The organism is Telluria sp. ZT3P26, from assembly GCF_059686035.1.
In genome coordinates, this window is record NZ_JCASII010000004.1 from 576,060 (window position 1) to 598,736 (window position 22,677).

17 protein-coding genes are annotated in these 22,677 nt (G+C 62.9%); 12 read left to right on the forward strand and 5 right to left on the reverse strand.

The features are described 5' to 3' along the window. Positions 1–43: 43 nt before the first annotated feature. A complete protein-coding gene (locus AC56LN_RS16220; protein ID WP_499573215.1) occupies positions 44–1,666 on the reverse strand; it encodes an MFS transporter in 1,623 nt (540 codons plus the stop codon). A gap of 268 nt (positions 1,667–1,934) precedes the next feature. On the opposite strand from AC56LN_RS16220, the gene AC56LN_RS16225 reads away from it, so the two are divergent. The 6 genes from AC56LN_RS16225 to AC56LN_RS16250 all read left to right on the forward strand — a co-directional run bounded on the left by AC56LN_RS16225 (position 1,935) and on the right by AC56LN_RS16250 (position 8,994). Next, the gene (locus tag AC56LN_RS16225) at positions 1,935–4,139 is read left to right on the forward strand and encodes a TonB-dependent receptor (RefSeq protein ID WP_499573217.1); all 2,205 of its coding nucleotides are present in this window, start codon (positions 1,935–1,937) and stop codon (positions 4,137–4,139) included. A gap of 190 nt (positions 4,140–4,329) precedes the next feature. Continuing rightward, positions 4,330–4,557: a hypothetical protein gene (locus AC56LN_RS16230; protein ID WP_499573219.1), complete on the forward strand. Its 228-nt coding sequence runs from the start codon at positions 4,330–4,332 to the stop codon at positions 4,555–4,557. 231 nt (positions 4,558–4,788) lie between these two features. After that, positions 4,789–5,787, forward strand: coding sequence for a tRNA dihydrouridine(20/20a) synthase DusA (gene dusA, locus AC56LN_RS16235; protein WP_499573221.1), 999 nt, complete (start codon positions 4,789–4,791; stop codon positions 5,785–5,787). Between the two features lie 357 nt (positions 5,788–6,144). Then, positions 6,145–7,935, forward strand: a complete 1,791-nt coding sequence (locus AC56LN_RS16240) for a methyl-accepting chemotaxis protein (RefSeq protein WP_499573223.1) — start codon at positions 6,145–6,147, stop codon at positions 7,933–7,935. A gap of 88 nt (positions 7,936–8,023) precedes the next feature. Beyond that, entirely contained in the window at positions 8,024–8,368 is a 345-nt protein-coding gene (locus tag AC56LN_RS16245; RefSeq protein WP_482897717.1) for an energy transducer TonB, read from the forward strand. A 221-nt stretch (positions 8,369–8,589) separates the two neighbouring features. Further along, positions 8,590–8,994, forward strand: coding sequence for a YXWGXW repeat-containing protein (locus tag AC56LN_RS16250; RefSeq protein WP_499573225.1), 405 nt, complete (start codon positions 8,590–8,592; stop codon positions 8,992–8,994). 36 nt (positions 8,995–9,030) lie between these two features. Here AC56LN_RS16250 and AC56LN_RS16255 read toward each other — a convergent pair whose 3' ends face one another. Next, positions 9,031–10,611 carry a sensor domain-containing diguanylate cyclase gene (locus tag AC56LN_RS16255; protein WP_499573227.1) on the reverse strand — a complete coding sequence of 527 codons (1,581 nt, stop codon included), beginning with the start codon at positions 10,609–10,611 and terminating at the stop codon, positions 9,031–9,033. A gap of 143 nt (positions 10,612–10,754) precedes the next feature. Beyond that, complete coding sequence (locus AC56LN_RS16260; RefSeq protein WP_499573229.1) at positions 10,755–11,423, reverse strand: pentapeptide repeat-containing protein; 669 nt, start codon at positions 11,421–11,423, stop codon at positions 10,755–10,757. A gap of 333 nt (positions 11,424–11,756) precedes the next feature. Between AC56LN_RS16260 and AC56LN_RS16265 the strand changes: the two genes are divergently transcribed. The 6 genes from AC56LN_RS16265 to AC56LN_RS16290 all read left to right on the forward strand — a co-directional run bounded on the left by AC56LN_RS16265 (position 11,757) and on the right by AC56LN_RS16290 (position 20,900). Then, complete coding sequence (locus AC56LN_RS16265; RefSeq protein ID WP_499573231.1) at positions 11,757–13,229, forward strand: hypothetical protein; 1,473 nt, start codon at positions 11,757–11,759, stop codon at positions 13,227–13,229. Then, entirely contained in the window at positions 13,226–14,704 is a 1,479-nt protein-coding gene (locus AC56LN_RS16270) for a hypothetical protein (protein WP_499573233.1), read from the forward strand. The genes AC56LN_RS16265 and AC56LN_RS16270 overlap by 4 nt, the downstream gene beginning before the upstream one ends. A gap of 40 nt (positions 14,705–14,744) precedes the next feature. Continuing rightward, on the forward strand, positions 14,745–15,182 hold the full coding sequence (locus AC56LN_RS16275; RefSeq protein ID WP_499573235.1) for a hypothetical protein: 438 nt from the start codon (positions 14,745–14,747) through the stop codon (positions 15,180–15,182). A 25-nt stretch (positions 15,183–15,207) separates the two neighbouring features. Next, the gene (locus AC56LN_RS16280; protein WP_499573237.1) at positions 15,208–18,930 is read left to right on the forward strand and encodes a tubulin-like doman-containing protein; all 3,723 of its coding nucleotides are present in this window, start codon (positions 15,208–15,210) and stop codon (positions 18,928–18,930) included. A 187-nt stretch (positions 18,931–19,117) separates the two neighbouring features. After that, entirely contained in the window at positions 19,118–20,158 is a 1,041-nt protein-coding gene (locus AC56LN_RS16285) for a hypothetical protein (RefSeq protein ID WP_499573239.1), read from the forward strand. Between the two features lie 34 nt (positions 20,159–20,192). Then, positions 20,193–20,900 (forward strand): hypothetical protein, encoded by a 708-nt coding sequence (locus tag AC56LN_RS16290; RefSeq protein ID WP_499573241.1) that lies wholly within the window; start codon positions 20,193–20,195, stop codon positions 20,898–20,900. A gap of 446 nt (positions 20,901–21,346) precedes the next feature. On the opposite strand, the gene AC56LN_RS16295 is transcribed toward AC56LN_RS16290, so the two are convergent. Beyond that, positions 21,347–21,682: an STY0301 family protein gene (locus tag AC56LN_RS16295; RefSeq protein WP_499573243.1), complete on the reverse strand. Its 336-nt coding sequence runs from the start codon at positions 21,680–21,682 to the stop codon at positions 21,347–21,349. After that, positions 21,679–22,116, reverse strand: coding sequence for a BPSL0067 family protein (locus AC56LN_RS16300; RefSeq protein WP_499573244.1), 438 nt, complete (start codon positions 22,114–22,116; stop codon positions 21,679–21,681). Before AC56LN_RS16300 ends, AC56LN_RS16295 begins: the two co-directional genes overlap by 4 nt. Positions 22,117–22,677: the final 561 nt, after the last annotated feature.

Genomic DNA, 22,677 nt, shown 5'->3' on the forward strand with positions numbered 1-22,677 from the left:
GATGCCCCCGGGGCACCGCGGCCCAGTTACGTCGATGGTTTCATCACCGCGCGACCAGCCGCCGCGTAATGACCGGCCCATCCGGCCCCAGATGAAACGCCAGTTTGCGCTCGCGCAGCGCTGCGTCGCCCGCCGTCGCCCGGTCGAACCGGCGCAGGTGCTCGGTCCAAGAAGGATCGATGATCTGCTCGGTGAACAGCCCCGGATCGCTCACGTCGCGCAGCAGGGTCCAGCTCAGCGCGCCCTGGCGCAGGCGTGCGCGCCGGCTCAGTTCCATCAGTGCCATAAACGCTTCCGTGCGGGCCGGGTCGATCCGGTATTCGACCGTCAGCACGAGGCGTCCGCCGTCCTGCAGCGGTGAGAGGGAAGGGGCCAGGGCTTTCAATGCCGACGACGGCGTCATGTCTTCAAGCAGCTCGCGGTCCTGGATCAGCCGCAGCACGAGTGCCATCACAATCACGCTGCTGCCCGCCGCATAGAGCAAACTGTGCTGCACGCTGTCGAGGGTCGCCACCTGGCCCCAGACCGCCGCGCCCGTCGCGCTCGCGCCCATCAGGGCCATCTGATAGATCGACATACCACGCGCCCTTACCCAGTCAGGCAGGGCCATCTGCATCGACACGCTCAGGGAATTGGCCGACACGATGAAGGCCATTCCCGACAGCCACATCGCGCACGACGTCAGGACCACGTTGGTGCTGATCGCCGCCACCACGATCGTTGTTGCTGATAGCACCGTGCTGCCCATGACGAGCGTGTCGCGGCTGTACGTCTGGCGCATGCGCGGCAGGAATACCACCGCGCTGATCGCGCCACCGCCCATGCACGCCAGCAGCAGCGTAAACACGGCCGCACCGCCGCCGCCTTGGGCGCGCGCCACCAGCGGTAGCAGCGCCATCAGTGCAGTAGAGTGGAAAAACGATGCCGCTACCCGCACCAGCACCGCCTTCACGCGGGTCGAATGCCGGGCAAACTGCAGGCCGACGCGCATGGCCCCGCCGATGCGCTCGCGCCCCAACGGACTTGGGACGTGCGTGCGCCGCCAGCGCATGATCACAAACCCTGAAATGACCGACAGTACCGCATTGAGCACAAACACCCAGGCGCTGCCCAGGCTCGCAATAATGGCGCCGGCCGCGAGCGGCCCGGCGATGCGCGAGGCGTTCATCGCCACGCCGTTGAGCGCCAGCGCCGCCGGCAGCTGTGCGCGCGGCACAAGCTCGGGCACGATGGCCGAGAACACGGGCCAGCGCATGGCCAGGCCAATGCCATTGGCGAAGGTTAGCGCCAGCAGCACCGGCGGCGTGATGGCATCGGCCAGGATCACCGCGCACAGGATGGTGGCCACGAGCGCGACCCAGAACTGCGTGATGATGAAATAGCGGCGGCGGTCGAGGATATCGGCCAGCGCGCCGCTGGGCAAGCCGAGCAGGAAAACAGGCAGCATCGACGCCGTCTGCACCAGCGCAACCCAGATCGGCGCGGTCGTCAGCGACGTCATCATCCAGGCGGCGGCGACGTCGTTCATCCACATGCAGGTGTTGGCGATGAGCCAGGTCAGCCACAGCATGCGAAACACCGGCGCGCGCATCGGCCCGAAGGCAGACGGCGGCGGGGCGGCGTCGTTCGCCGACGGCGCAGATGCCGTGGGCGTGGCCATCACCATGCAGGAACGCCCTGTAAGAACAATACGGATGGCCGGATTCGTGTGCAGCGTGTCATGAGAAAGACGGATGCGTGGTAACAATGGCCATTGTAGTCGCCGCCGAGCAGAGGGCGGCGCGCCGATTGGTCGCCAGCCAGCAACAAGCCGTCACCTGAATGCCAGATCACGCAGGCAGACTACGGATTCGAGATGGATAGATGAGAATGGTGATGATAATAATTATCATTCAATGTTAGAATCGTCTTTTTCCTGTCTTCAAATTTTTCTTATGACCCTCGAACGTAGCTGCGCACCATTCGGCGCCGCACTCCCTGCGCAATCGGAATTGACGCGTCGCATCAAGAGCGCCCTCGGCATCGTCGCAACAGCCCCCGTCCTCCTCTTCCCGCTCGGCGCACAGGCGCAGGAGGGCGCCAGCGCCCCGGTCGAACAGGTCGTCATCACCGGTGCGAAGATGCAAGCCGATCCCGCCTACGCAGGCGGCCAGATCGGCCGCAGTGGCGGCCTGGGCGTGCTGGGCGAGGCGGACATCATGAAGACGCCGTTTTCCACCACCAACTACACGTCGCAGATGCTCGAAGACCAGCAGGTGCGCACGCTGGCCGACGTGGTCGTCAACGAAGCGTCGGTGCGCGTGATGACGTCGACCGGGGGATTTTCTGAAGACTTCCAGATCCGGGGCTTCAATGTCACCAGCGGCGACGTCGGCCTGAACGGCCTGTACGGCCTGTCGTCGTCGAACCGCATGCCGGCCGCCATCATGGAGCGCGTCGAAGTGCTCAAGGGCCCAGGCACGCTGATGTACGGCATCAGCCCGAACGGCAGCGTCGGCGGCAATATCAATATCGTGACCAAGCGCGCCGGCGACCAGCCACTGACGCGTGTCACGGCCACCTATGAAAGCCAGGCGCTGTTTGGCACCCAGGTCGATGTCGGCCGCCGCTTTGGCGAGGGCGGTGCCTGGGGCGTGCGCGTCAATGGCGTGATCCGTGGCGGCGACACCAATATCGACGACGGCAAGCAGGACGTCGGCCTGGCCGCGATCGCGCTCGATTACCGCTCGCCCAAGCTGCGCTGGACCCTGGACAGCTATGGCCAGAAAGAAAAGACCGACAACTTCCGCGCGCAGAACAGCTTCCGGCCCGACATCACGTCAATCCCGGCACCACCGTCGGGTCACCGCGCCGTGTACCGCGGCGCCGACCTCGAGTTCCGCGATGCGACGATTGCCTCGCGCCTCGAATACGATGTGTCGAACGCGTTGATGGTCTACGCGACGGCCGGCTACCACTATGGCGCCAGCGAGCAGGATTTCCCGACAGCGCGCGCCCTGAACGGGGTCGATGCTGCCGGCAACTTCCGCCTGACCAACGCCTGGTACGACGCCTATGCGCGCAGCAAGACCGGCGAAGTCGGCGCCCGCCTGAGCCTGGATACGGCCGGCATCAAGCACTTCATCACCGCCTCGGTCTCGCGCCTGGACAGCGAGGCGGGCAGCTTCTACCTGACAGCGCCGGCCAGCTCGTCTCAACTGTCGAATATCTACAATCCGGTGGCGATCACGCCGATGACGGGCAACCGCCTGGCACCGACCAAGACCTCGGAAACCGAGCTGTCGAGCGTCTCGCTGACCGACACGCTGACCTTCCTGGACGGCCGCGTCATGTTGACTGGCGGCTTGCGCAAGCAAAAGGTGTCGCTGGACAACCTGGCGCCAAGCGGCGCGGTGACGGGCTCGTACAGCGAAAGTGCCGTGTCGCCGCTGGCAGGCCTCGTCGTCATGCCAATGGAAAACGTGTCGCTGTACGCCAACTTCACGTCGGGCCTGAGCCGCGGCAGCGTGGCCCCGCCGACGGCTGCGAACGCCGGTGAAGTGTTCGCCCCGTTCAAGTCCAAGCAATACGAAATGGGCACGAAAATCGATACCGGCCGCGTGCTGCTCGGCGCAGCCGTGTTCCAGATCGACCGCCCGAACGCGATCACCGATCCGCTGACGACGGTCTACAGCCTGGACGGCACGCAGCGCAATCGCGGCCTGGAACTGTCGGCCGTCGGCGAAGCCGCACCGGGCGTGCGCCTGATGACGAGCGCCACGTTCTACAACGCCAAGCAGCAGCGCACTGCCGGCGGCATCAACGAAGGCAAGAAAGCGACGGGCGTGCCGAAGAATGCATTCAACGCCGGCATCGACTGGGATTTGCCATGGATTAGCGGCCTGAGCCTCAATGCCCGCGCCATCCACACGGCCGAGCTGGCACAGAACGTCACCAATACCGTATACATCTCGTCGTGGACGCGCTTCGACCTCGGCGCGCGCTATCGCACCGAGCTGATGGGCAAGCCGGTCGTCCTGCGCGCCAGCGTTGAGAACGCCGCCAACAAGCGCTACTGGTTGTCGAGCAGCACGCTGGCGACCGTTGGCACGGCAGCCGCGCCGCGCACGGTGCTGCTGTCGGCGCAGGTCGACTTCTAAGTCGTACCACGTTGTTGTTCGAGGGCCTGACTGCATGACGAATGCAGGCAGGCCCTGATCTTGTCGGCAGTGCCCGGACGGAGCACAGGATTCGGAACAATTTTTGTTCGTGCCGTTGTTTTGCGGTAACTGAATCGCGTGCATTCTGTTGCTCTAGGATATAGTTCTGCACATATTCTGCGAACATGTGATGAAACTTATAACCTTTGAAATCAGTGACCGTTCCCTTGCGATCACGACGGTAAAAAAAGCCGGAGAGCAATGGGAGTGCGTGCTGTCGGCGTCTGGCTATGCCGGTGACGGCGCGCTGTCTGCCATCGTCCAGAAGCAGGTCAAGTTCGACGGCGCGTATTGTGCCGATCTGGTGCTGGAGAAGGCGGTTGATTTCAGTGGCGCGTTTCTGCAGCTGATGATGTAAGGTCATCGGCGCGCTCGTCGCCGAGGGGCGTCTGCAGGGCACCAGGCCCAGACCCGGATCGCCCGGTGCACCTATCCCCCGGGTGGCGGGATGCGATAGAATGCACGGTTCAATTGTCGCCGTGCGTCTCCCGGCAAACGAATTTCTTCCTTCTTCCTGATCGAGGCTATCCCAACTCTGCGTAACGAGCGTCGCGCAGGGCGGGGTGGGCGCAAACAAGCATGAATCGCAATGACAGCAACTAAATACGGCGGGCGGCGCCTGAGTGTCGCCCCGATGATGGACTGGACCGACCGCCACTGCCGCGTCTTCCACCGGCAGATCACCCGCCATACCTGGCTCTACACCGAGATGGTCAACACCGGCGCGCTGGTCTACGGCGACGCCGAGCGTCATCTGCGCTTCGACGATATCGAGCATCCTGTCGCCCTGCAACTGGGCGGCAGCGACCCGGGCGATCTGGCCAAGAGCGCCAGGCTGGGCGAGCAGTGGGGTTACGACGAGATCAACCTGAACTGCGGCTGCCCCTCCGAGCGCGTCCAGAAGGGGTCGTTTGGCGCCTGCCTGATGAACGAGCCGCAACTGGTGGCCGACTGCGTCAAGGCGATGCGCGATGCCGTCTCGGTCGACGTCACCGTCAAGCACCGCATCGGCATCGACCATAATGAAGAATACGGCTTCGTGCGCGACTTCATCGGCACCGTCGCCGACGCCGGTTGCAAGACGTTCATCGTGCACGCCCGCAACGCGATCCTGAAAGGCCTGTCACCAAAGGAAAACCGCGAGATCCCGCCGCTGCGCTATGCGGTGGCCTATGAACTCAAACGCGAGTTTCCGGACCTGGAAATCATCATCAACGGCGGCATCAAGAGCGACGACGAAATCGCGCTGCACCTGCAGCATGTCGATGGCGTCATGCTCGGGCGCGAGGCGTATCACAACCCGTGGACGATGGCTGACTGGGATGCCCGTTTTTACGACGCGCCCGGCGCGCTGCGCACGCGGATCGACGTGCTGCAGGCGATGATTCCGTACATCGACGCGCAGCTGCGCCAGTACGGTCCGCTGGGCCTGAAACTGAACAGCATCACGCGCCACATGCTGGGGCTGATGCAGGGCTTGCCAGGCGCACGCGCTTTCCGCCAGACGCTGTCGGACTCGAAGCAGCTGGCGCTGGGCGACGCCCGCCTGTTGCTGGCCGCCGCCGCACGGATGCCGGCCACCGCGTAACCACGATTTCGCTGACAAGAAGCGTGCTTCGGCACGCTTTTTTTTCGTCTGTCGACAAATCGAGACATTTCCTTGTAGAAACAATCATGGTCAACCAATTTTGCTTGCCGATAGGCAACCTCAGTTCCATAATGCCCACTTGTTCTGTTTCTTAAGCGATATCAACGGTGTTGTTACGCTGAAACAATTCATTCGAGAAATAGATTTTCACGCTTATTGAAGAAGTCTTGATTTATCCTTCATGAAATAGCTGAAAACTGTAGGAAACAAAGATTTCACTTGCGCATCGTGCGGCGTATCGCGGGACGCGATCTCAACCGAACGAGTTTTGATCAATAAGTTACAGGGAAAACACGAATGAATTTGAACAACATGAAGGTCGGCACCCGTCTGGCCCTCGGTTTTGCATTGGTTCTGGTACTGCTGGTCGCAGTGGCGGTCGTCGGTATCCTGCGCATGGCGCAGATCCAGGATCGTCTGGACCACGTGGTCAGCGTCAGTAATGTATCGACCGGTCTGGTGGTCGAGATGCGCAACAACGTCAGCGACCGTCTTGCTTCCCTGCGCGTGCTGACCTTGATGACCGACCCGGCCGACATGGAACCGGAAATCGTCAAATTCAAGGAACAGACCGCCAAGTACGATGCAGCGCAGGCCAAGCTGGCCGCGTTGTTCGCAACGTATGCCAACGGCCAGGAAAAAACGCTGCTGAACCAGATCAAGGAGCACGAAGCGACCGCGATGCCCGCCATTGCCCGCGCGACCGAACTGTATCTGGCTGCGAACGCGATGGACGCCACCCGCGTGATGATCCGCGAAGTGCGTCCCGTGCAGCGCAAGTGGACCGACGCCCTGAACGCATTGTCGGCCCTCGAAGACAAACAGAATGCACAAAGCAAGGCCGACGCTGAAACCGCGTTCGCCAATGCCCGTAACTTCATGCTGATCCTGCTGGTGCTGGCGGTCGTCATGGGTATCGTCGCTGCCGTGGCCATCACCCGCAGCCTGCTCAAGCAGCTCGGCGGCGAGCCAGCCTACACCGCGAAGATCGCCGGCAGCATCGCCCACGGCGACCTGTCGATCGCCATCGACACGAAAGCATCGGACCGCGGCAGCCTGCTGGTCGAGATGAAGGAAATGCGCAACAGCCTGGTTGGTATCGTCGAGCAAGTGCGTCGCGGTACGGAAACCATCGGCACCGCCTCGCGTGAAATCGCTGCCGGCAATATCGACCTGTCGTCGCGTACCGAACTGCAGGCAAGCTCGCTGGAAAAGACGGCCTCGGCGATGGAGCAGCTGACCGCGACCGTGAAACAGAACGCCGACAGTGCCCGCGAAGCCAATTCACTGGCGGCAACCGCGTCGGACGTGGCCCGCAAGGGTGGCGATGTGGTGTCGCAGGTGGTTGGCACGATGGGCGAGATCAATACATCGGCCAACAAGATCTCGGACATCATCGGCGTCATCGATGGCATCGCTTTCCAGACCAACATCCTGGCGCTGAACGCGGCAGTCGAAGCGGCACGTGCCGGTGAACAGGGCCGTGGTTTCGCGGTCGTCGCCTCCGAAGTGCGCAACCTGGCGCAGCGTTCGGCAGCCGCAGCAAAAGAAATCAAGACGCTGATCGGCGACTCGGTCGAGAAGGTCGAGCGCGGCAGCAAGCTGGTCGGCCAGGCCGGCGTGACGATGGACGAAGTGGTCTCGAGCGTCAAGCGCGTGACCGACATCATGAGCGAGATCGCCAACGCCAGCGCCGAGCAGAGCGCCGGCATCGCCCAGGTCAACACGTCGATCATCGAGATGGACAGCATGACGCAACAGAACGCTGCGCTGGTGGAGCAAGCCGCTGCAGCCGCCCAGAGTCTGCAGGATCAGGCAGGCGAACTGGCCCGCGTGGTCAGCATCTTCAAGCTGGAAGAGGGCGAAGAGCACCACGTCCCATCCCAGGCCCCGGCAGCGGCGCCGGTCGTGACCACCACTGCCGTGGTGACGCGTCCGGTTGTCAAGCGCCCGGCGCCACCGGCACTGAAGAAGCCGGCCGCAGCACCTGCCGCACCGAAAAAAGCGGACGAGGCAGTTGCAACGCCGAAGCCGAAGAAAGCCGCCGTCAGCGCCACCGCCAGCGCCGACGAGTGGGAAGAGTTCTGATTTAAGTAGTTGACCAGCGCCGGCCCGCCGTGCGGCGCATACCAAGACCATTGCCGTTCCAATTCAAAAACCTTAAGTGGGGAAAATCATGAAAAACCTGTCCGCCAAACTGTTCGTTGCACTGACCCTGACCGCCGCTGCCGGCGCGAGCTTCGCCGCTGAAACCGCTGCCCAGTTCGATCCAAAGAAATGCAGCATCGAGTACCCGAAGGCGTCGCTGATGAATGAAGAGCAGGGCACGACGACCGCGTCGTTCCTGGTCACCGCGGACGGTACCGTGACCGAATCGAAGATCGACAAGTCGAGCGGCTTCAAGAACCTGGACCGCGCGCTGGTCAAGGGCCTGACCTCGTGCAAGTTCAAGCCGGGCACCAAGGATGGCGCACCAGCACAGACCTGGACCAAGATCGACTACGCCTTCAAGCTGGACTGATCCACGCCCCCTTTAGCGCAGCCGGCACCCCGTGCCGGCTGCGTTGTTTCACCACCCCGCAGTACGCTGTTCCACGTTGTATCCCCCGCCCCGAATAATCTTGGTTGTTACAAGATTGTTGCCATATGTTACTACTGTAATGACTTGGTTCAATCCCGTTTTTTGTCGCATGTGCCCGCTATAGTGGGGTCATACAAACAGACACCGAAACGGAGCACACCATGAAAACCTTCCTCTCGACCGCTACCGCCGCCGCTGCCGCGCTCCTGATCGGCACCTCGGCTTTCGCACCAGTGCAGGCGCAGCCGCACCATCAGCGCGCCGACGTCATCATCATCAAGAAAGCGCCGCCAGCGCCGCGCCGCGAAGCCGTGCCGAACGCGCGCCGTGGTTTCGACTGGGTGCCGGGTTACTGGAACTGGAACGGTCGCCGCCACGACTGGGTGGCGGGCCACTGGGAAAAAGTGCGTCCTGGCTACGCTTACCAGCGCGCACAGTGGCGTCAGGACCGTAATGGCTGGCACCTCGACCGCGGCGGCTGGCGCCAGAGTGCCCGCGGCGACCGTGACCGCGACGGCGTCCCGAACCGCCACGACAACCGTCCGAACAATCCGAACCGTTATTGATTCAGATGTGCAAGGCGGCGGTGCGCCACGGCTTGATCACACCGCCGTGTCGTCGCTGCCGCACACCTGATTACGGCCTGACATCTTCGCCCGGTAAAGCCGGGCGTCGGCACGTTCAATCAAGGTGTTGGTGGCAACGGCCACGCCTTCTCCGCTAGTGACGGCCGCGACCGACGTGTAGACGCCCGCGCTGATCGTCACGATGCCGGTGTCATTGCCGGCATGCGCGATCTGCAGCGCCATCACGGCGCAGCGGATGCGCTCGGCGACCATCCGGGCGCCGGCCGGGTCGGTATCGGGCAGCAGCGCCACGAATTCTTCCCCGCCGTAGCGCGCCGCCAGATCGGCCGGGCGCACCAGGCTGTCGCGCAGCGCTGCCGCCACCTGGCGCAGGCAGGCGTCGCCGGCCACGTGGCCATAGGTATCGTTGAAGCGCTTGAAATGATCGACGTCGAGGATGACGATCGACAGCGGCAGCCTGCTGCGCGCAGCGCGCGCGGTTTCCTTGGCCAGTACCGTCTCGAAGCGGCGCCGGTTGGCGATGCCGGTCAGGCCGTCGTGGTCGGCCAGCACGGTCAGCGCCCGGTTATGCTCCTGCAACTGTTCGCGCGCGCCCACCAGTTCATGCTGCAGGTGGTCGCGAATCATGATCTGGCGCACCAGGCGCCAGCCAAAACCCAGCAGCAGCACGATGGCGACAAACGTGATCGCCGCTTGCGTGAGCATCGACTGCAGCCATTTTTCAAGGATTTCCTGCTTCGATTGCGCAGTCGCGACAATCAATGGATAGGTGTCCAGGTGGCGGTAACTGTAGAGTCGCTCGATACCGTCGATCTTCGAGCGGCGCATGCCGCTGCCGATCGGCCCCTGGCTGATGTACATCTGCTGGATGGGCCCGTTGCTGACGCTGGTGCCGATCAGCGACTCGCTGTGCGGCAGGCGGTAGACCATCGTGCCATCGTCGAGCGTGAGCATGACCACGCCGGCGCGGCCGACGTCGAAACTTTCGTACAACGTCGAAAAATACGCGATGCGGATGGTGCCCAGCGCCACACCGGCGAAGGTGCCGTCAGGATGATTGAGTCGGCGTGACACCGGCAGTACCCAGTCGCCGGTCGACCGGCTGCGCACGGGTTTGCCCACGTGCACACCGCGATCCGGGTTTTTCAGGTGAAACTGGAAGTATTCGCGGTCGGCGTTGTTGTACTGCGGCGTGCGGTCTTGTGACGTCATCACCCAGCGCCCGTCGGCGGCGAACACGAACAGGACGTGCAGCTCGTCGACCTGCGACGCCATATTCTTCAGATGCAACTGCAGCCGGGTGCGCGCCTGACCATTGTCGATGCCATCGGTTTCCACGCGTTCGACCACGCCGGCAAGCACGGTATCGACCACGCGCACCGCGCTTTCCCCCTGCGCCGCCAGCGCGTGCGACATATTGGCAGTGGCCACGGCGACCTCGGCCAGGCGTTCCTTGCGCGCGCGCCAGCTGTCCGAAATCTGGATCGCCAGCAGCAGCAGGCACAACCCAATCACGAACAGCACGGCATTGCGGACGGCGGGGCGCTTTTCAGCGGTCAGGCGGGAGATTTCGGGAACGGCGCTGTGGTCTGGCATGGCGGGGCGGCGAGCCGCCACTGGCGCAACCAACGGGGCCGTCAGCTGCAGTGACTCTCATTACTGGTAGAAAACCGACGAATTGTCGCACAGCGCTGCCGGTTCGCCCGGATTGTCTCCGCCTTGTTACAAAGCCGCGCAGCTCATGCCACGCGCAACTCCAGCTCGCTGATCAGCTCAGCCGCCTGGCGCGGCGTGATCCAGGCGCCCTGGAACAGCTTGACGTCGGCCAGCGTCAGGCCCGACAGATCCGCTTCACGCAGGTCGGCGTTATCGAAGCGCGCCTGCTTCAGGCTGGCATTGCGCAGGCTGCCGCCCTCGAATACGGTGTCGCGAAAGTCGCAGGCAGCCAGGTCGGCATCGGAAAAATCGAGCGCCTTCAAGGTCGACTTGCGAAACGACATGCGGCGCAGGTCGGCGCCGATCAGCAAACACTCTTCGAAGGTCAAGCCCAGGTGCGCGCTTTCCTCGAAATTCGCCCCCGTCAGCTTGCACCCCCTGAAGGTCAGCGAGGCCAGGCGCGCGCGGCGCCAGCTGCTGTTGTTCAGGTCGCAGCTCTGGAACTGTGCATCGGTCAGGTCGGCCGCCTCGAAATCGGCTTGCCGGCCGCGGCAGCGTTGCCACGTCGTCTGCGCCAGCTTGGCGGCGTAGAACGAGGTTTCGGCAATGCTGCAATTGATGAAACTGCTGCCGCGCAGGTCGAGCCGCGACAGGTCGGCAGCGTCGAGCATGCAATCGAGAAAAGTGATGCTGCCAGTTGTAAGCGCCGCAGCGATGTCGTCGCGGCCTGGGGAATCGGTAAATGTATGCATTAATTTGTTTTGAAAAAAAGCGCGTACGAAAGCGGCGACCTTGTTTCAAGTTCCCGGGTTACGCTAATGGCGGCCAACATCATGATTGCAGCAGTTTACCTGAATTTGCCCATGCTCAATTCGTGCCTGATTTCATCGACAATTGCACGCATTTAAAGGGTGGAGCAGGGTGTTGTGCGCAGGGCGGGAAAAGGTCAACGCTGAGTTTCCACTTGGACAAAAAAAAGGTAAGATAGTGTCGCTCCCTTTATGTTTTTGATAAGCGCTTATTATTGGTTAAGCCTGTTGAAAACAGTTGAAGGGTAATCGTGTTTGAGAAATTCGGAATACAAGATGGATCATAATAAATCGGCTGATTGGGAACTTGATTCCGGCAGCTGGACGGTGGCAGCCAACGATGGCGAGATTCGCCTCAATCGCACGGTGATGGGCAATGCCGTTGCCGCCTCATTGGGTGCCGCGGACATTGCCGCCATCATGAAAATGCGGCGTGCCAACGGTGCGCCAACGCTGTATCCCCCCGATTTCAATTTCTCGCCCGTCGATGGCGCCCGGCTGGCACCCAATGCCGCGAGCGGCGCCAGCTGGATCGCGCCAAGCGGCGCGTCGGCCATCACGGACGCCGGGATGCCCGAAGCTGTCGGCCTCAAGCGCACGCGCCACAGCGTGCCGGTCGATCGCCTGCGCCGGCATGACGCCGACAGCATGGCCGACATGGAATTGCCACTGCCGCCACCCGGCGAGTATGAATTCTTCTCCGGCACCTTTGGCACGGTCGATGCGGTCCTGCTGGCGCTCGATACGGGCAAGGGCACGCTGTTCGGCTGGTTGCCGGCATCACAGAAATGGCAGCCGCTGCTGGGCACCGGCACGCGCCTGCTGTCCGAATCGAACTTGCCCGTGCATGCGTGGCGCGCCGAGATGGCCGCCGCCTTCAACAGCCGCCTGTATATCCCCACCGAGCATGGCTTGGCGATGCTGGTGCCCGATTTCGCGGCGCTGCAGTTCCGCATCGATTACGTCGGCAACGCCCCGGTCGTGGGCGCGCCGGTGGCGTTCGATCACCAGGTGTGGGCGCCGATCCGTCACGAAGACGGCGTGGTGCAGTTCGTGTTCGCCGACGCCCATGGCGTAGCCGGTCCGCCGCTGCGCGTCGATGGTCGCTGGGCCCTGGGCGAGATGGGCGCGCCATGCGCCTACGGCCGGCTGGCGGTCTGGCCCTGCACGGCAGGGCAGTTGCGCTTGCAGAAAATGACCGACGGCAGTGTGGCCGCCACGTTCCTGGCCTGGCCGGACGGCATCACGCCACATTTCGAGTTCGGCAGCGCCCACATGGCACGCTCGGGGTCGTTGTGGCAGTTGTGCTTTGACAGCCGTCTCGACAGTTATGTGTACGTGCGCCTTGGCGTGAACGAGCACGAACAGGTCGCCGCGCTCAATCCGCGTATCTCGTCGGGCACCATCAACTACCGCTTTGCCACCAAGCTGAAAACCGATCCATGGGTCGAGCCGGAGCATGGCGACGACGGCGCAGCCAACACGGTCGTCGTGCCGCTGCTCGAGCTGGGCGAGCGCAGCGCCGTGCTGGGGCTGCGCATCGACAGCACGGCCGGCCTGGGCACCTTGCTCAATTCGGCTGAACGCATGCGCGCGCAACTGGTCTACGATGATGAGAACAACGACATCGTGTTCCACACCATTGCGGTCAGCAAACCATGGGAACTGCGCCTTTTCCTGCACAACGGTTATTTGTGGGCCTACCACCCCGGCATGCAGCGCATCCTCGGCTGGGACGTCCAGCAATGATGCCGCGCGCGTGGTGCGCGGCGCTCGCGAGCGTCGTCCTGGGTCTGTGTGCCGTACCGGCGCAGGCCATCCAGCAAGCGTTCCTGGTACAGAATTCGGGCTGGATGGAGCCGTTCTACGCCGATCCGCAATCGCAGTTCAAACCGCTGATCGCCGCCGTGGCCAATGCCGCCGCGCGTCCGGGCGACAAGGTCATGGTGCTGGCGTTCAGCCAGTCCAGCGGCAGCAATGTCTCGCCGCAACTGCTGGGGCAGGGCGATGGCGCCGCCCAGGTGGCCGGCTGGCTCGCGCCGCTCGCGCCGGCGCGCAAGAGCGCCAGTGCACTGGCCGACACGGATTTTCGAGAAGCGGTGACCAAGACGATCGGTGAGACGTTCAAGTCGCGCCCCGGCATCATCTGGATTTTCACCAACAACAAGAACAGCCCCGGCAACGATCCCGCCACGGCGGCGCGCAACCTGGAGTTCTACCGGCTATTGCATCTGGAGCCGTCCATCACGCGCACCGTGGTGTTCCCGCTGCGCATGCCGGTGCAGGGCAAGTTCTTTGCCGCCAAGGGCTTGATGGTCTATGGGCTGGCCTATGGCAAGGAAGCCGGCGACGAGCTGGGCCGCATGGTGGCCGAAGGCCGGTTGTCGACCATCCTCACCAAGCCGCCGGCGCGCCTGAAGCCGGTGGACCAGGACGGCGTGCGCATCGTGCCGCAGGCCGTACTGAATACCCCGAACATGACGGCCTCGATGGGCACCGACAAGCGCACGGTGGTGCTTGATGTGGATGCCGATAAACTGGTTCCGCAAGTGCGCCTGAAAGCGTCGTTGCAGAACCTGTTCTACCCATACCTGATTGCCCAGGCGAACGTCGATGGCCAGCTGCGCACGCGCGCCGGCACGACGCCGCTAACTGTTTCGCCAGCAGCCGTGAGCAATCTTGCGCCGGGCGCCAGCCAGTCGATCGAGGTCAGCTTCAAGCTGCCGCTAGAAGAAGTGCCGTCGGCCTGGTCACGCCAGGCCATTGCGGCAATGGGCAAGCAAGTGATCATGCCGATGTCGGTGAGCCTGGGCCTGAGCAATCAACGGCTGGCCTTGCCGGCATCCTTCAAGACCGAGATGCAGGAATTGTTCCCCGGCGATCCGCTGTCGGACATGTTCGTGCCGCCCGACAGCGTGAAATCGTCCACGGCGCAGGTGCCGCTGATCGTGCGCGTGCAATATCCATTGATGCCGGTGCTCGTGATCGTTGGCGGCGTGCTGGCGTTGCTGCTGGCGCTGGCTGCGCTGGCCTTCCTGGCCATGAAAACCACCCGCTATCCGGTCATGGTCAACGGCGTGCGCCGCAACGTGCTGCTCAAGCCGTTCAAGTCGCTGGCGATCAAGGCCGACGACGGCGCTGCGGTCGGCGAAATCCGGCGCGGGCTCGGCCGCCCGACCGTCGTGCAGGTCGAGCCGGGCCAGACGTTGACCATCGCGTCGTAATCCATTCAAGTAGTCTTTACCCCATTCAGGAGAACGTGGCATGACGCAGCAAGCAAAAGATAACGCAGGCTTTACCCTGCCGGCACCGGTCGAAGGCCAGCAGGCGCCAGCCGCGGCGGCGACCCCGGCGACCCCGGCAACGGGCACGCCCGAGACGGTCGAGTCGCTGCCGGTGACCCCCGACGTCGACACGTCGTCGCGCGACGCGCTGATCGGCGGCGGCGTCCTGCTGGTGCTGTTCATTGCGTTCTTCTTTGCCAAAAATGCCTACGCCAACACGCTGGTGGCAAAACGTATTCAACCGGGCAAGGCGAATGCGGCCGGCTGGTGGCTGTTCATCTTTTTGGCCAGCCTGTCGACCGGCGTCGTGCTGGCGGCGATCAATGCACCGAAGTTCATGGCGCCCCTGATCATCGGGCCACTGACGCTGATCGGCCTGATTGCGCTGGTGCTGATGCTGCTGTCTTCCCGCAAATAAGTACCCAGACCAGGAACCACGCGACATGGCAGATAATCTGAACCAAACGATCGGCGCCGGCACCGGCGAACGCAAGCAGGAGCAGAGCATCGACCTGCGCCCGACGCTGTTCATCGGCATCGGCGGCACTGGCATGGAAGTGCTGATGCGCGTACGCCGCCGCATCCTCAACACGCTGTGGGGCGGCAACGGCGCGCGCACCCGCGTCGACAGCCTGGCCGAATTTCCGGTCGCGCAGTTCATCCAGTTCGACCTCGACACGGGCGCCGTCATCGACAGCGGCCGCGCCCAGGCCGAAGACCTGCAATTTGACCAGGTCAAGTTCACCGACGAAGAGAAAATCGTCGAAGCGTTCGACATGGACAAGTACAGCCGTGACGACGACGCGCTCGAGAAATACCCGCACATCAAGGAATGGCTGTCGCTGACGCCGAAGAAAATTCGCGAACTGGGCATCGATCCATCGAAGGGTGCGGGCCAGATCCGCGCCGTTTCGCGCCTGTACCTGTTCGACAAGTACACCAAGATCCGCGACAAGATCCGCCTGAAACTCAAGACGCTCAAGGCCGGCCTGTCGCACGAGCAGCAACTGGCGCGCCTGGGCCTGCGCATGGAAACCGAAAAGTTCCGCATCGTCATCGTGGGCTCGGTGGCCGGCGGTACCGGTTCCGGCGCCTTCCTCGACATGGGTCTGCTGGCGCGCTGGCTGGCCAAGTCTGAGGTGGGCAATGCCGACGTCGAACTGATGCTGTTCCTGCCGACCGGTTATGCGGGCGCCAACAAGGAGCGCACCGAAGCGAACGGCTACGCCGCGCTGATGGAACTCGAATCGGCCATGCTCGGCAACAAGGGCTACGTGGGCCGCTGGGATGCCTACGACCAGCCGGAATTGCCGCGCGAACCCTACAGCGAAGTCTATCTGATCGACTCGGGCAACCTGGCCCAGCAGCACACGAACGACGTCAAGGATGTCTACCACATGGTGGCCGACACGCTGTTCGAAGATTTCGCGTCGGGTGACTTCGCGCGCCGCAAGCGCTCGGTGGCCGTGAACCAGGCGCAGCACAAGAACTTCCTGCACGATGCGCTGGTGCCGAAGAACCGCTTTGCCGACATGCGCCTGTCGTACTCGAAGCGCTTCTCGTCATTCGGCCAGGCCGTGCTCGACACGCGCCAGGAAGCGCGGCGCGAAGAGCGCGCGCACCGCTGGGCCGGCGCGATGCTCAAGGCCTTCTTTGGCGTGGGCGGCGTCGATACCGGCGTGAACCGCGCCACCGACAAGCAGCGCGACGAATTCATGGCGGCCCAGATGGCGCTGCGCGCCGCGCCGTTCAGCGACTTCCCGACCTTCTCCGACCGTAACGTCGAGCTGAAGCGCTCGAGCGGCGAGTTCCTCGATTACGCCCTCGTCGACGACCTGCTGCAGGACAAGCACGGCCTGCTGCTGGCCGGCGTCGAGCAGCGCGTCAATGCGCGCATCGACAGCATCCGTACCGGCTTCGATCGCGCCGAGTGGCCGACGCAGGTGCGCGACACCGTCCAGCAGCTCGAGCGCGACTCGGTGCGCGACCAGGATTCCACCGCCGACACGACCGAAGACCGCGTCGTGAAACGCCGCCGCGAAGTGCTCGAACGCATCAAGCAGGCGATCCGCGACCAGCTCTACGCCTACCTCGACAACAAGGATTTCGGCGGCCTCGAATACGTGCTGTCGCTGGTCGAGCAGATCAAGGACCGCCTGGAAGCGCCAGGCACGGGCCTGATCAGCGCGTTAAAACTCAACAGCGAGCGTTACCGCGAGATCAAGGAAGCGGTGCGCACCCGCGAATACGAACGTCTGCTGGCCAACCTCGAACAAACCAAGGGCGGCTTCTTCAGCAGCAATAACGAAAAGCAAGCGGTCACGGTGCTGGACCACCTGCGCACCGAAATCGCCAACGCGCTCAAGTTCCACCTGCGCGCCAAGGCCGCCGACGAAGCGGCGATCCTGATGGCCGACCTGTCCGCGTGGCTGGGCAAAAAGAACGGCGTCGACGCGCAGGGCCGCGCCATCTGGAACGGCCTGGTCGGCGAATTCCAGGCCGGCCGCGAAGCCGTGCTGGCCATGCTGGGCCAGCTGCAGCACGCCAATGCGATCATCCAGCAAGACCTGAACAAGGACCATGCCACCCTGATCACGGTGCCGGTGGCCGAGCGCAACGTGCCGATGCCGGGCGCGCTGCAACTGCGCGAATGGGCCGATGAGGCGTTCAAGGATTTGGGCGGCTCGAAGGTGCTGTTCCCGATGCTGGGCGACGCCGCCCAGCGCAGCGAGATCATCAACAAAGTCAAACGCATGGCCGAGCGGCAGTTGACGCTGGCCGGTGCGGGCGATGCTGAAACTGCTGACCACGATCCGTTGATCGAGGCGCTGGAACAGATGAACCCGGCCGAACGGATGGACCGCTTCCGCAAACTGCTGGCCTGCGCGATGCCGTGGATCGATGCGAACCTGTCGGGCGACTTCACGGTCAAGGCCGACCAGTTCAAGTGCTTCGTGGGCGTGGCCAATGCCGACCGTTTCAAACGCCTGTTCGGTGCTGAACTGAATACCTGCGTGCCGACCCAGGCCAATATCACCGCAGCGCAATTGTCCATCGTCGAGACCGGCGTACCGGGCCGCGCCGTCTGCTACTGCGAGCTGTCTGGCATCCCGATGACGGTGCTGCGCGGCATGGAAGGATGGCGCACCAGCTACCGCAAGGAAGCCGAAAAGAACCCGACCCACACGCACATCGACTCGACCCAGTTCAGCCATCCGATGGCGCCAACGACCGACGAGATCAACCGCCTGGCCGAAGACTTCAAGCAGTACCTGCAGGCGATCATGCTGGGCATCCTGACGCGCTCGACCCAGCGCGTGATCCCGCGCGGGCAGTACCAGTTTGCCGTCGCGCGCGGCGACGTGCGCCGCATCGGCAACGAACGGGCGATTCGTCAGAACGGCTTGCCAGCCACCTACCGCGACGCCATCGTCGAACGGGTGCAGGAGCGCCTGGCTGAACTCGACGCGAGCCAGACCGTCGCGCTGGCGGCGCTGGCCAGCTACTACGAGACAGCCGTCTACACGCCGAAACTGGTGGAAGACGCGACCGGCGCGCAGGATGACCGCAAGGGCTTTGCCAGCGCGATTGCCGGCGAAGCCAAACGCGAGCTGGCCGAGAAGGCCCGCCGCAAGGGCATGAGCCAGCGCGACATCGACCGCGCTGACGAGCAACTGCTCGAGGTGCTGACGGAGTGGGCGAGCGTCGTGCCGGATTCGGATGAAGACGCGTATGACTGGGAAGTGCGCGAGCCGGGCGAGGATGGCCATCTGCGCCTGAAATACGTGATCAAGCCGGACGCGTTCAATGCTGGCAAGTTAGACGCGTTGCTGGCACCGCAGGCTACTGCGCCTGTTGCCACGTTCCCGGCTGGCGCGCCGGGCATGCCGCCGCCGCTGGTTGCCTCGCCACCGCCGTTGGGTGGGATGCCGCCACCGCTCGTCGAGCATCAATATCATCTGGGCATTGGCGGGCAGCAGTTCGGTCCGTACAGCGCGCAGCAGGTCGTGCAGATGGTGCAGGCGGGGCAGGTCGTGGTAGCCGGCACGAAGGTGTGGCGCGTCGGTCTTGCGGCCTGGGGTGAGCTGGCGCAGTTGCCGGAATTGACGATGCTGTTCGCAGCGCCGGCGCCGGCAGCGCCGCCGCCGTTGCCACCGATGCTGTGAGGACGAAACTTTGAAACAGTGTTCTGGCTGCAGTGCGACGCTGCAGGGTGAGGTGGCGTTCTGTCCTTTCTGTGGTGAAGGGGTGGATGGGGCGGTGCGCAAGGTTGTGCCGGCTGCTGCTCCGGTTGTGGCTACGGTTGCTGCCATACCAGCGCCGCCGAGTGTGCCTGTGCCTGCTGCGCCTGTCGTGACACCACAACCTGCTGCAGCGCCGGCGGCAAGCGTGCCGCCGGTTGCCGCTGTGCCGCCATCTGCGCCCCCAACGCCTGCCAGGCCTCCAGCGGATCGCGCGCCGATACCGCCCGCGACGCGCAAAGGCGGGAAGGGCAAGTGGATCGCCGGCGGGATCGCACTGCTGCTGGTCGTGCTCTACAACGTGGGCTCCCGCGACAAGCCCGTGATCGAGGAGAACGCCTGCGAATCGGCCTTTGATCTTGGCACCAAGGCGGTCACGTCGGGCGACCTTGATGCCGCGCGCACTCAGGCGCTGCGAGCCAGCGCCGAATGCGGCGACAAGGAGCGCGCCAAGGTCAACACCTTGCAACGCGCCATTGCGGCAGCGGAAAAGACCGACAACACCTGCCAGCGCAATTTCCGTGCGATCGACGGCTTGCTGCAGGACAGCCGGCCAGGTCGTGCCCGCGCAGGCCTGAACGAATTGACGGCGGCGTGTTCAAACAAGCCGGAGGCCGAAGCCTTGCGCACCCGGTTGGAAGCGACCCAGGAATCCATCAAGGGAGCGCTGGCTGATGTGCGCAGTGCGCTCGACGCGCGTGACCAGGCGCAAGCCAAGGCTGCACTGGCCAAACTGACTGGCCTGAACCGCGATGAGCCCAGCCTGAACCAGCTCAAATGGGAAGTCGACGCACTGGATGCTGCCGCTGCGGCTGCAGCCCAACCGGCGCCGCCTGCCGAGGTCTTCATGCCGGGTGCGGCGCCGGTCCAGCGCGCGCCAAGCCAGGTGCAGGAGCCGACGGCGCCGCGTGCCCCGACCGCGCCGACTGCGCCAGGTACACAAGACACGGGTGCAGCGCAGCGCACGTCAATGGCGACGATGTTCCTGCGCGATGCCGAGCAAGCGCTGTTGCAGCGAAAATTTGATGCCGCAAAAACGTATGTGGAAAGTGCGCGCCGGGCCGACCCGAACAATCCGCAGCTCGACAGCATGATGCAGCAGATCCGCGATCGCGAACGCCAGATGCTGCAAGAAGAAACCACCATCAGATAATGCAGGCTCATCAGGGAAAACCATGAAAACGCCAATGAAAAAGATCGTTGTCCTGACCTTGCTGACGAGCCTGGTATCCGGCTGCGCCACGACGGGCCAGAGCGGCATGTCGCAAACGCAGTACCCGCAAGGCGGCGTCGCCGCCGAGCAGGACCCGTGCGCTGTTGGCTCATCGGCACTGATGGGCGCCGCCGCCGGCGCATTGCTGGGCGCGCTGATGGACGGCAAACGCGGCGCAGCAAGGGGCGCCGCCGCCGGCGGCATCGTGGCCGCACTCGGCTGCGTGGCAATCAACTCGCAATCGCGCCAGACCCGCACTGCCGCCCAGGTCGACAGCGACTTCATCCGCACCCGCGGCCGCCTGCCAGCCGAGCCGCAAGTGGTGTCGTATCAGCCGCGCCTGAATGCCAGCACGGTACAGCGCGGCAAGCCGGTGGTGGTGACGTCGACCGTCGAACTGGTCAACGGGGCGACGACGCCGGTCAGGCAGGTGCGCGAAGAACTGGTGGTGTTTGACCAGGATGGCAAGCAGTTCAAATCCGGCTCGAAGGCACTGACCAACAGTTCGGGCGGTCGCTTCGAGAACTCGTTTGAAATCACGCTGCCGAAGGATGCGTCGCAGGGACGGTATGCGCTGCGGACCAATTTATATATCAACGGCAAGCTGTCGGCGTCGCGGGATATGAATACGCAGCTGGTGTGGAATGATGGGGTTGAGCAGGTGATGATTGCCAGCCGCTGAATTAAGCCAAAGCCGGGGTCAGGTCTGACATTCGGACACGAGCTCAGGCTTACATAGTGTCGAAGGCTGAAAAGTTTGGCTTAGCAACGACATTATTTGCCGCGCTGGAAGGAAAACTGGATGAATGTAGGGCACGTAAGTGAATGCCAGAACGGATCCCCGCTTGTACTCAGAACAAAAAGCCCAGTCCGTAGACTGGGCTTTTTGCTTCAATTCTGTGTGTCAGACTAAAAGCCAGCAATAGCCAGAGACAGCTCTGACATGCCGACACAAGCTCCTACTTAAAGAGCATCGAAGACTAGGAAGTTTTGCTGAGCGAAGAGCTTCGATACGTGCAGCGGGGATTGCAAGGCGAATGTAGAGTAAGTATCTGAATGTCAGACCCGATCCCATCTTTGTGACCTGATCCCACCTTTTCTGGGCCTGGCCGAAGTAGGGGCGCAAAATCATTTGCACTGGACCGATGCTGTCACTCGGCGCGACTCCAGTGTTCGCTGTCTGAGTATGCAATGTTTCGCGGAAGGGCTCACGCGATACCAGCGAGCGGTGGTGGGCTCGTACCAGCAGGCTATCCACTTCACCTCGCCACCATTGAAGCCGAATCTGACATCCTGGCCGGCGTACACCATTTTCGGCTCACCCATCAATTCGTATTGTTTCCCATCACCTTCAAACATGCCGGCTCCGATGAGCCTCGCTCCAACATTCGTCGCAGGGCATTCGATTACCTCTGCTTGCACGGTACCAGAAACCAAGATAATTGCGAGTAGTGCTGCTTTCATTTGGAAATCACCACGTAGAATTGATCTGCGTTATCTGAGTCAGAATAGGCGCTTCCCTCGGCCTTACTTTTGCCGCGTGCGACGATTTCCCGCTGCCTGACGGTATTTGGGATGCGTGTGCGCCACTGGTCCATGACCCGTATATTCTTTGCTTTGGCGCTCGACACGCCCCTTCCACAAAAATCCACGAACAGAGCTGCATGGTATCCATGCTGATTTGGGAAGCGCCCATTACCCTGCTTGTCGAATATGAAGTTCGCGATCACCGTTCCCGGATTCAGGTAGCTCAGGTCGACTACGCGAGGTCCTGGCCTCCATCGGCTCGTATGACCAACACTTGTCGTTGCCTGCACAAGCGCCACACACTCGCCGTCTGAAAATGGCGCGCGACCGTTTAGTTTTTCCACGTTACCAGAATAGATGAAATAGGCCATAACCCCTCCCAATTGAATTGGGGATATTTTCTATTTGTAGTCGCTACCAGATTTTGGCGTGGGTCAGCGCGGTTGAGATGTGAGGTTGACTTACTTGGATCAGAGGTAACTCAGCAAACACTTGCTCGCTTATGGCCCGGCGCTTTTCCGGACGGGTGAGCACCCGCGCTCACTGAAGACGACGTGGCTGCCATCCAGGAGCGCAGCGCCTATTCGACCGACGTTTGCGCGTTGCTGTGGGAAGCCAGTGAAGCCAGGAAGCCAGGGAAGCCAGGGTCAGGTCTGACATTCGGACACGGGCTCAGGCTTAACATGACAGCAATAGTTGAGAAAGTTTGCTGAACAAAGAAATTCGATGCCGTGCAGGGAAGAATAGAGGCTCAATGTTGAGCACGTGTCCGAATGTCAGACCTGACCCCGGCTTTTGTTCGGATCAGAACGCAAAAAGCCCAATCCGAAGATTGGGCTTTTTCCTTGCATTCTGTGGGTGGCTGATGGGGGACCACTGGCCACAGCAGTGTATCTACGCTCCCGGGGCGTTAGGGCAGTTGCTCCACGGGT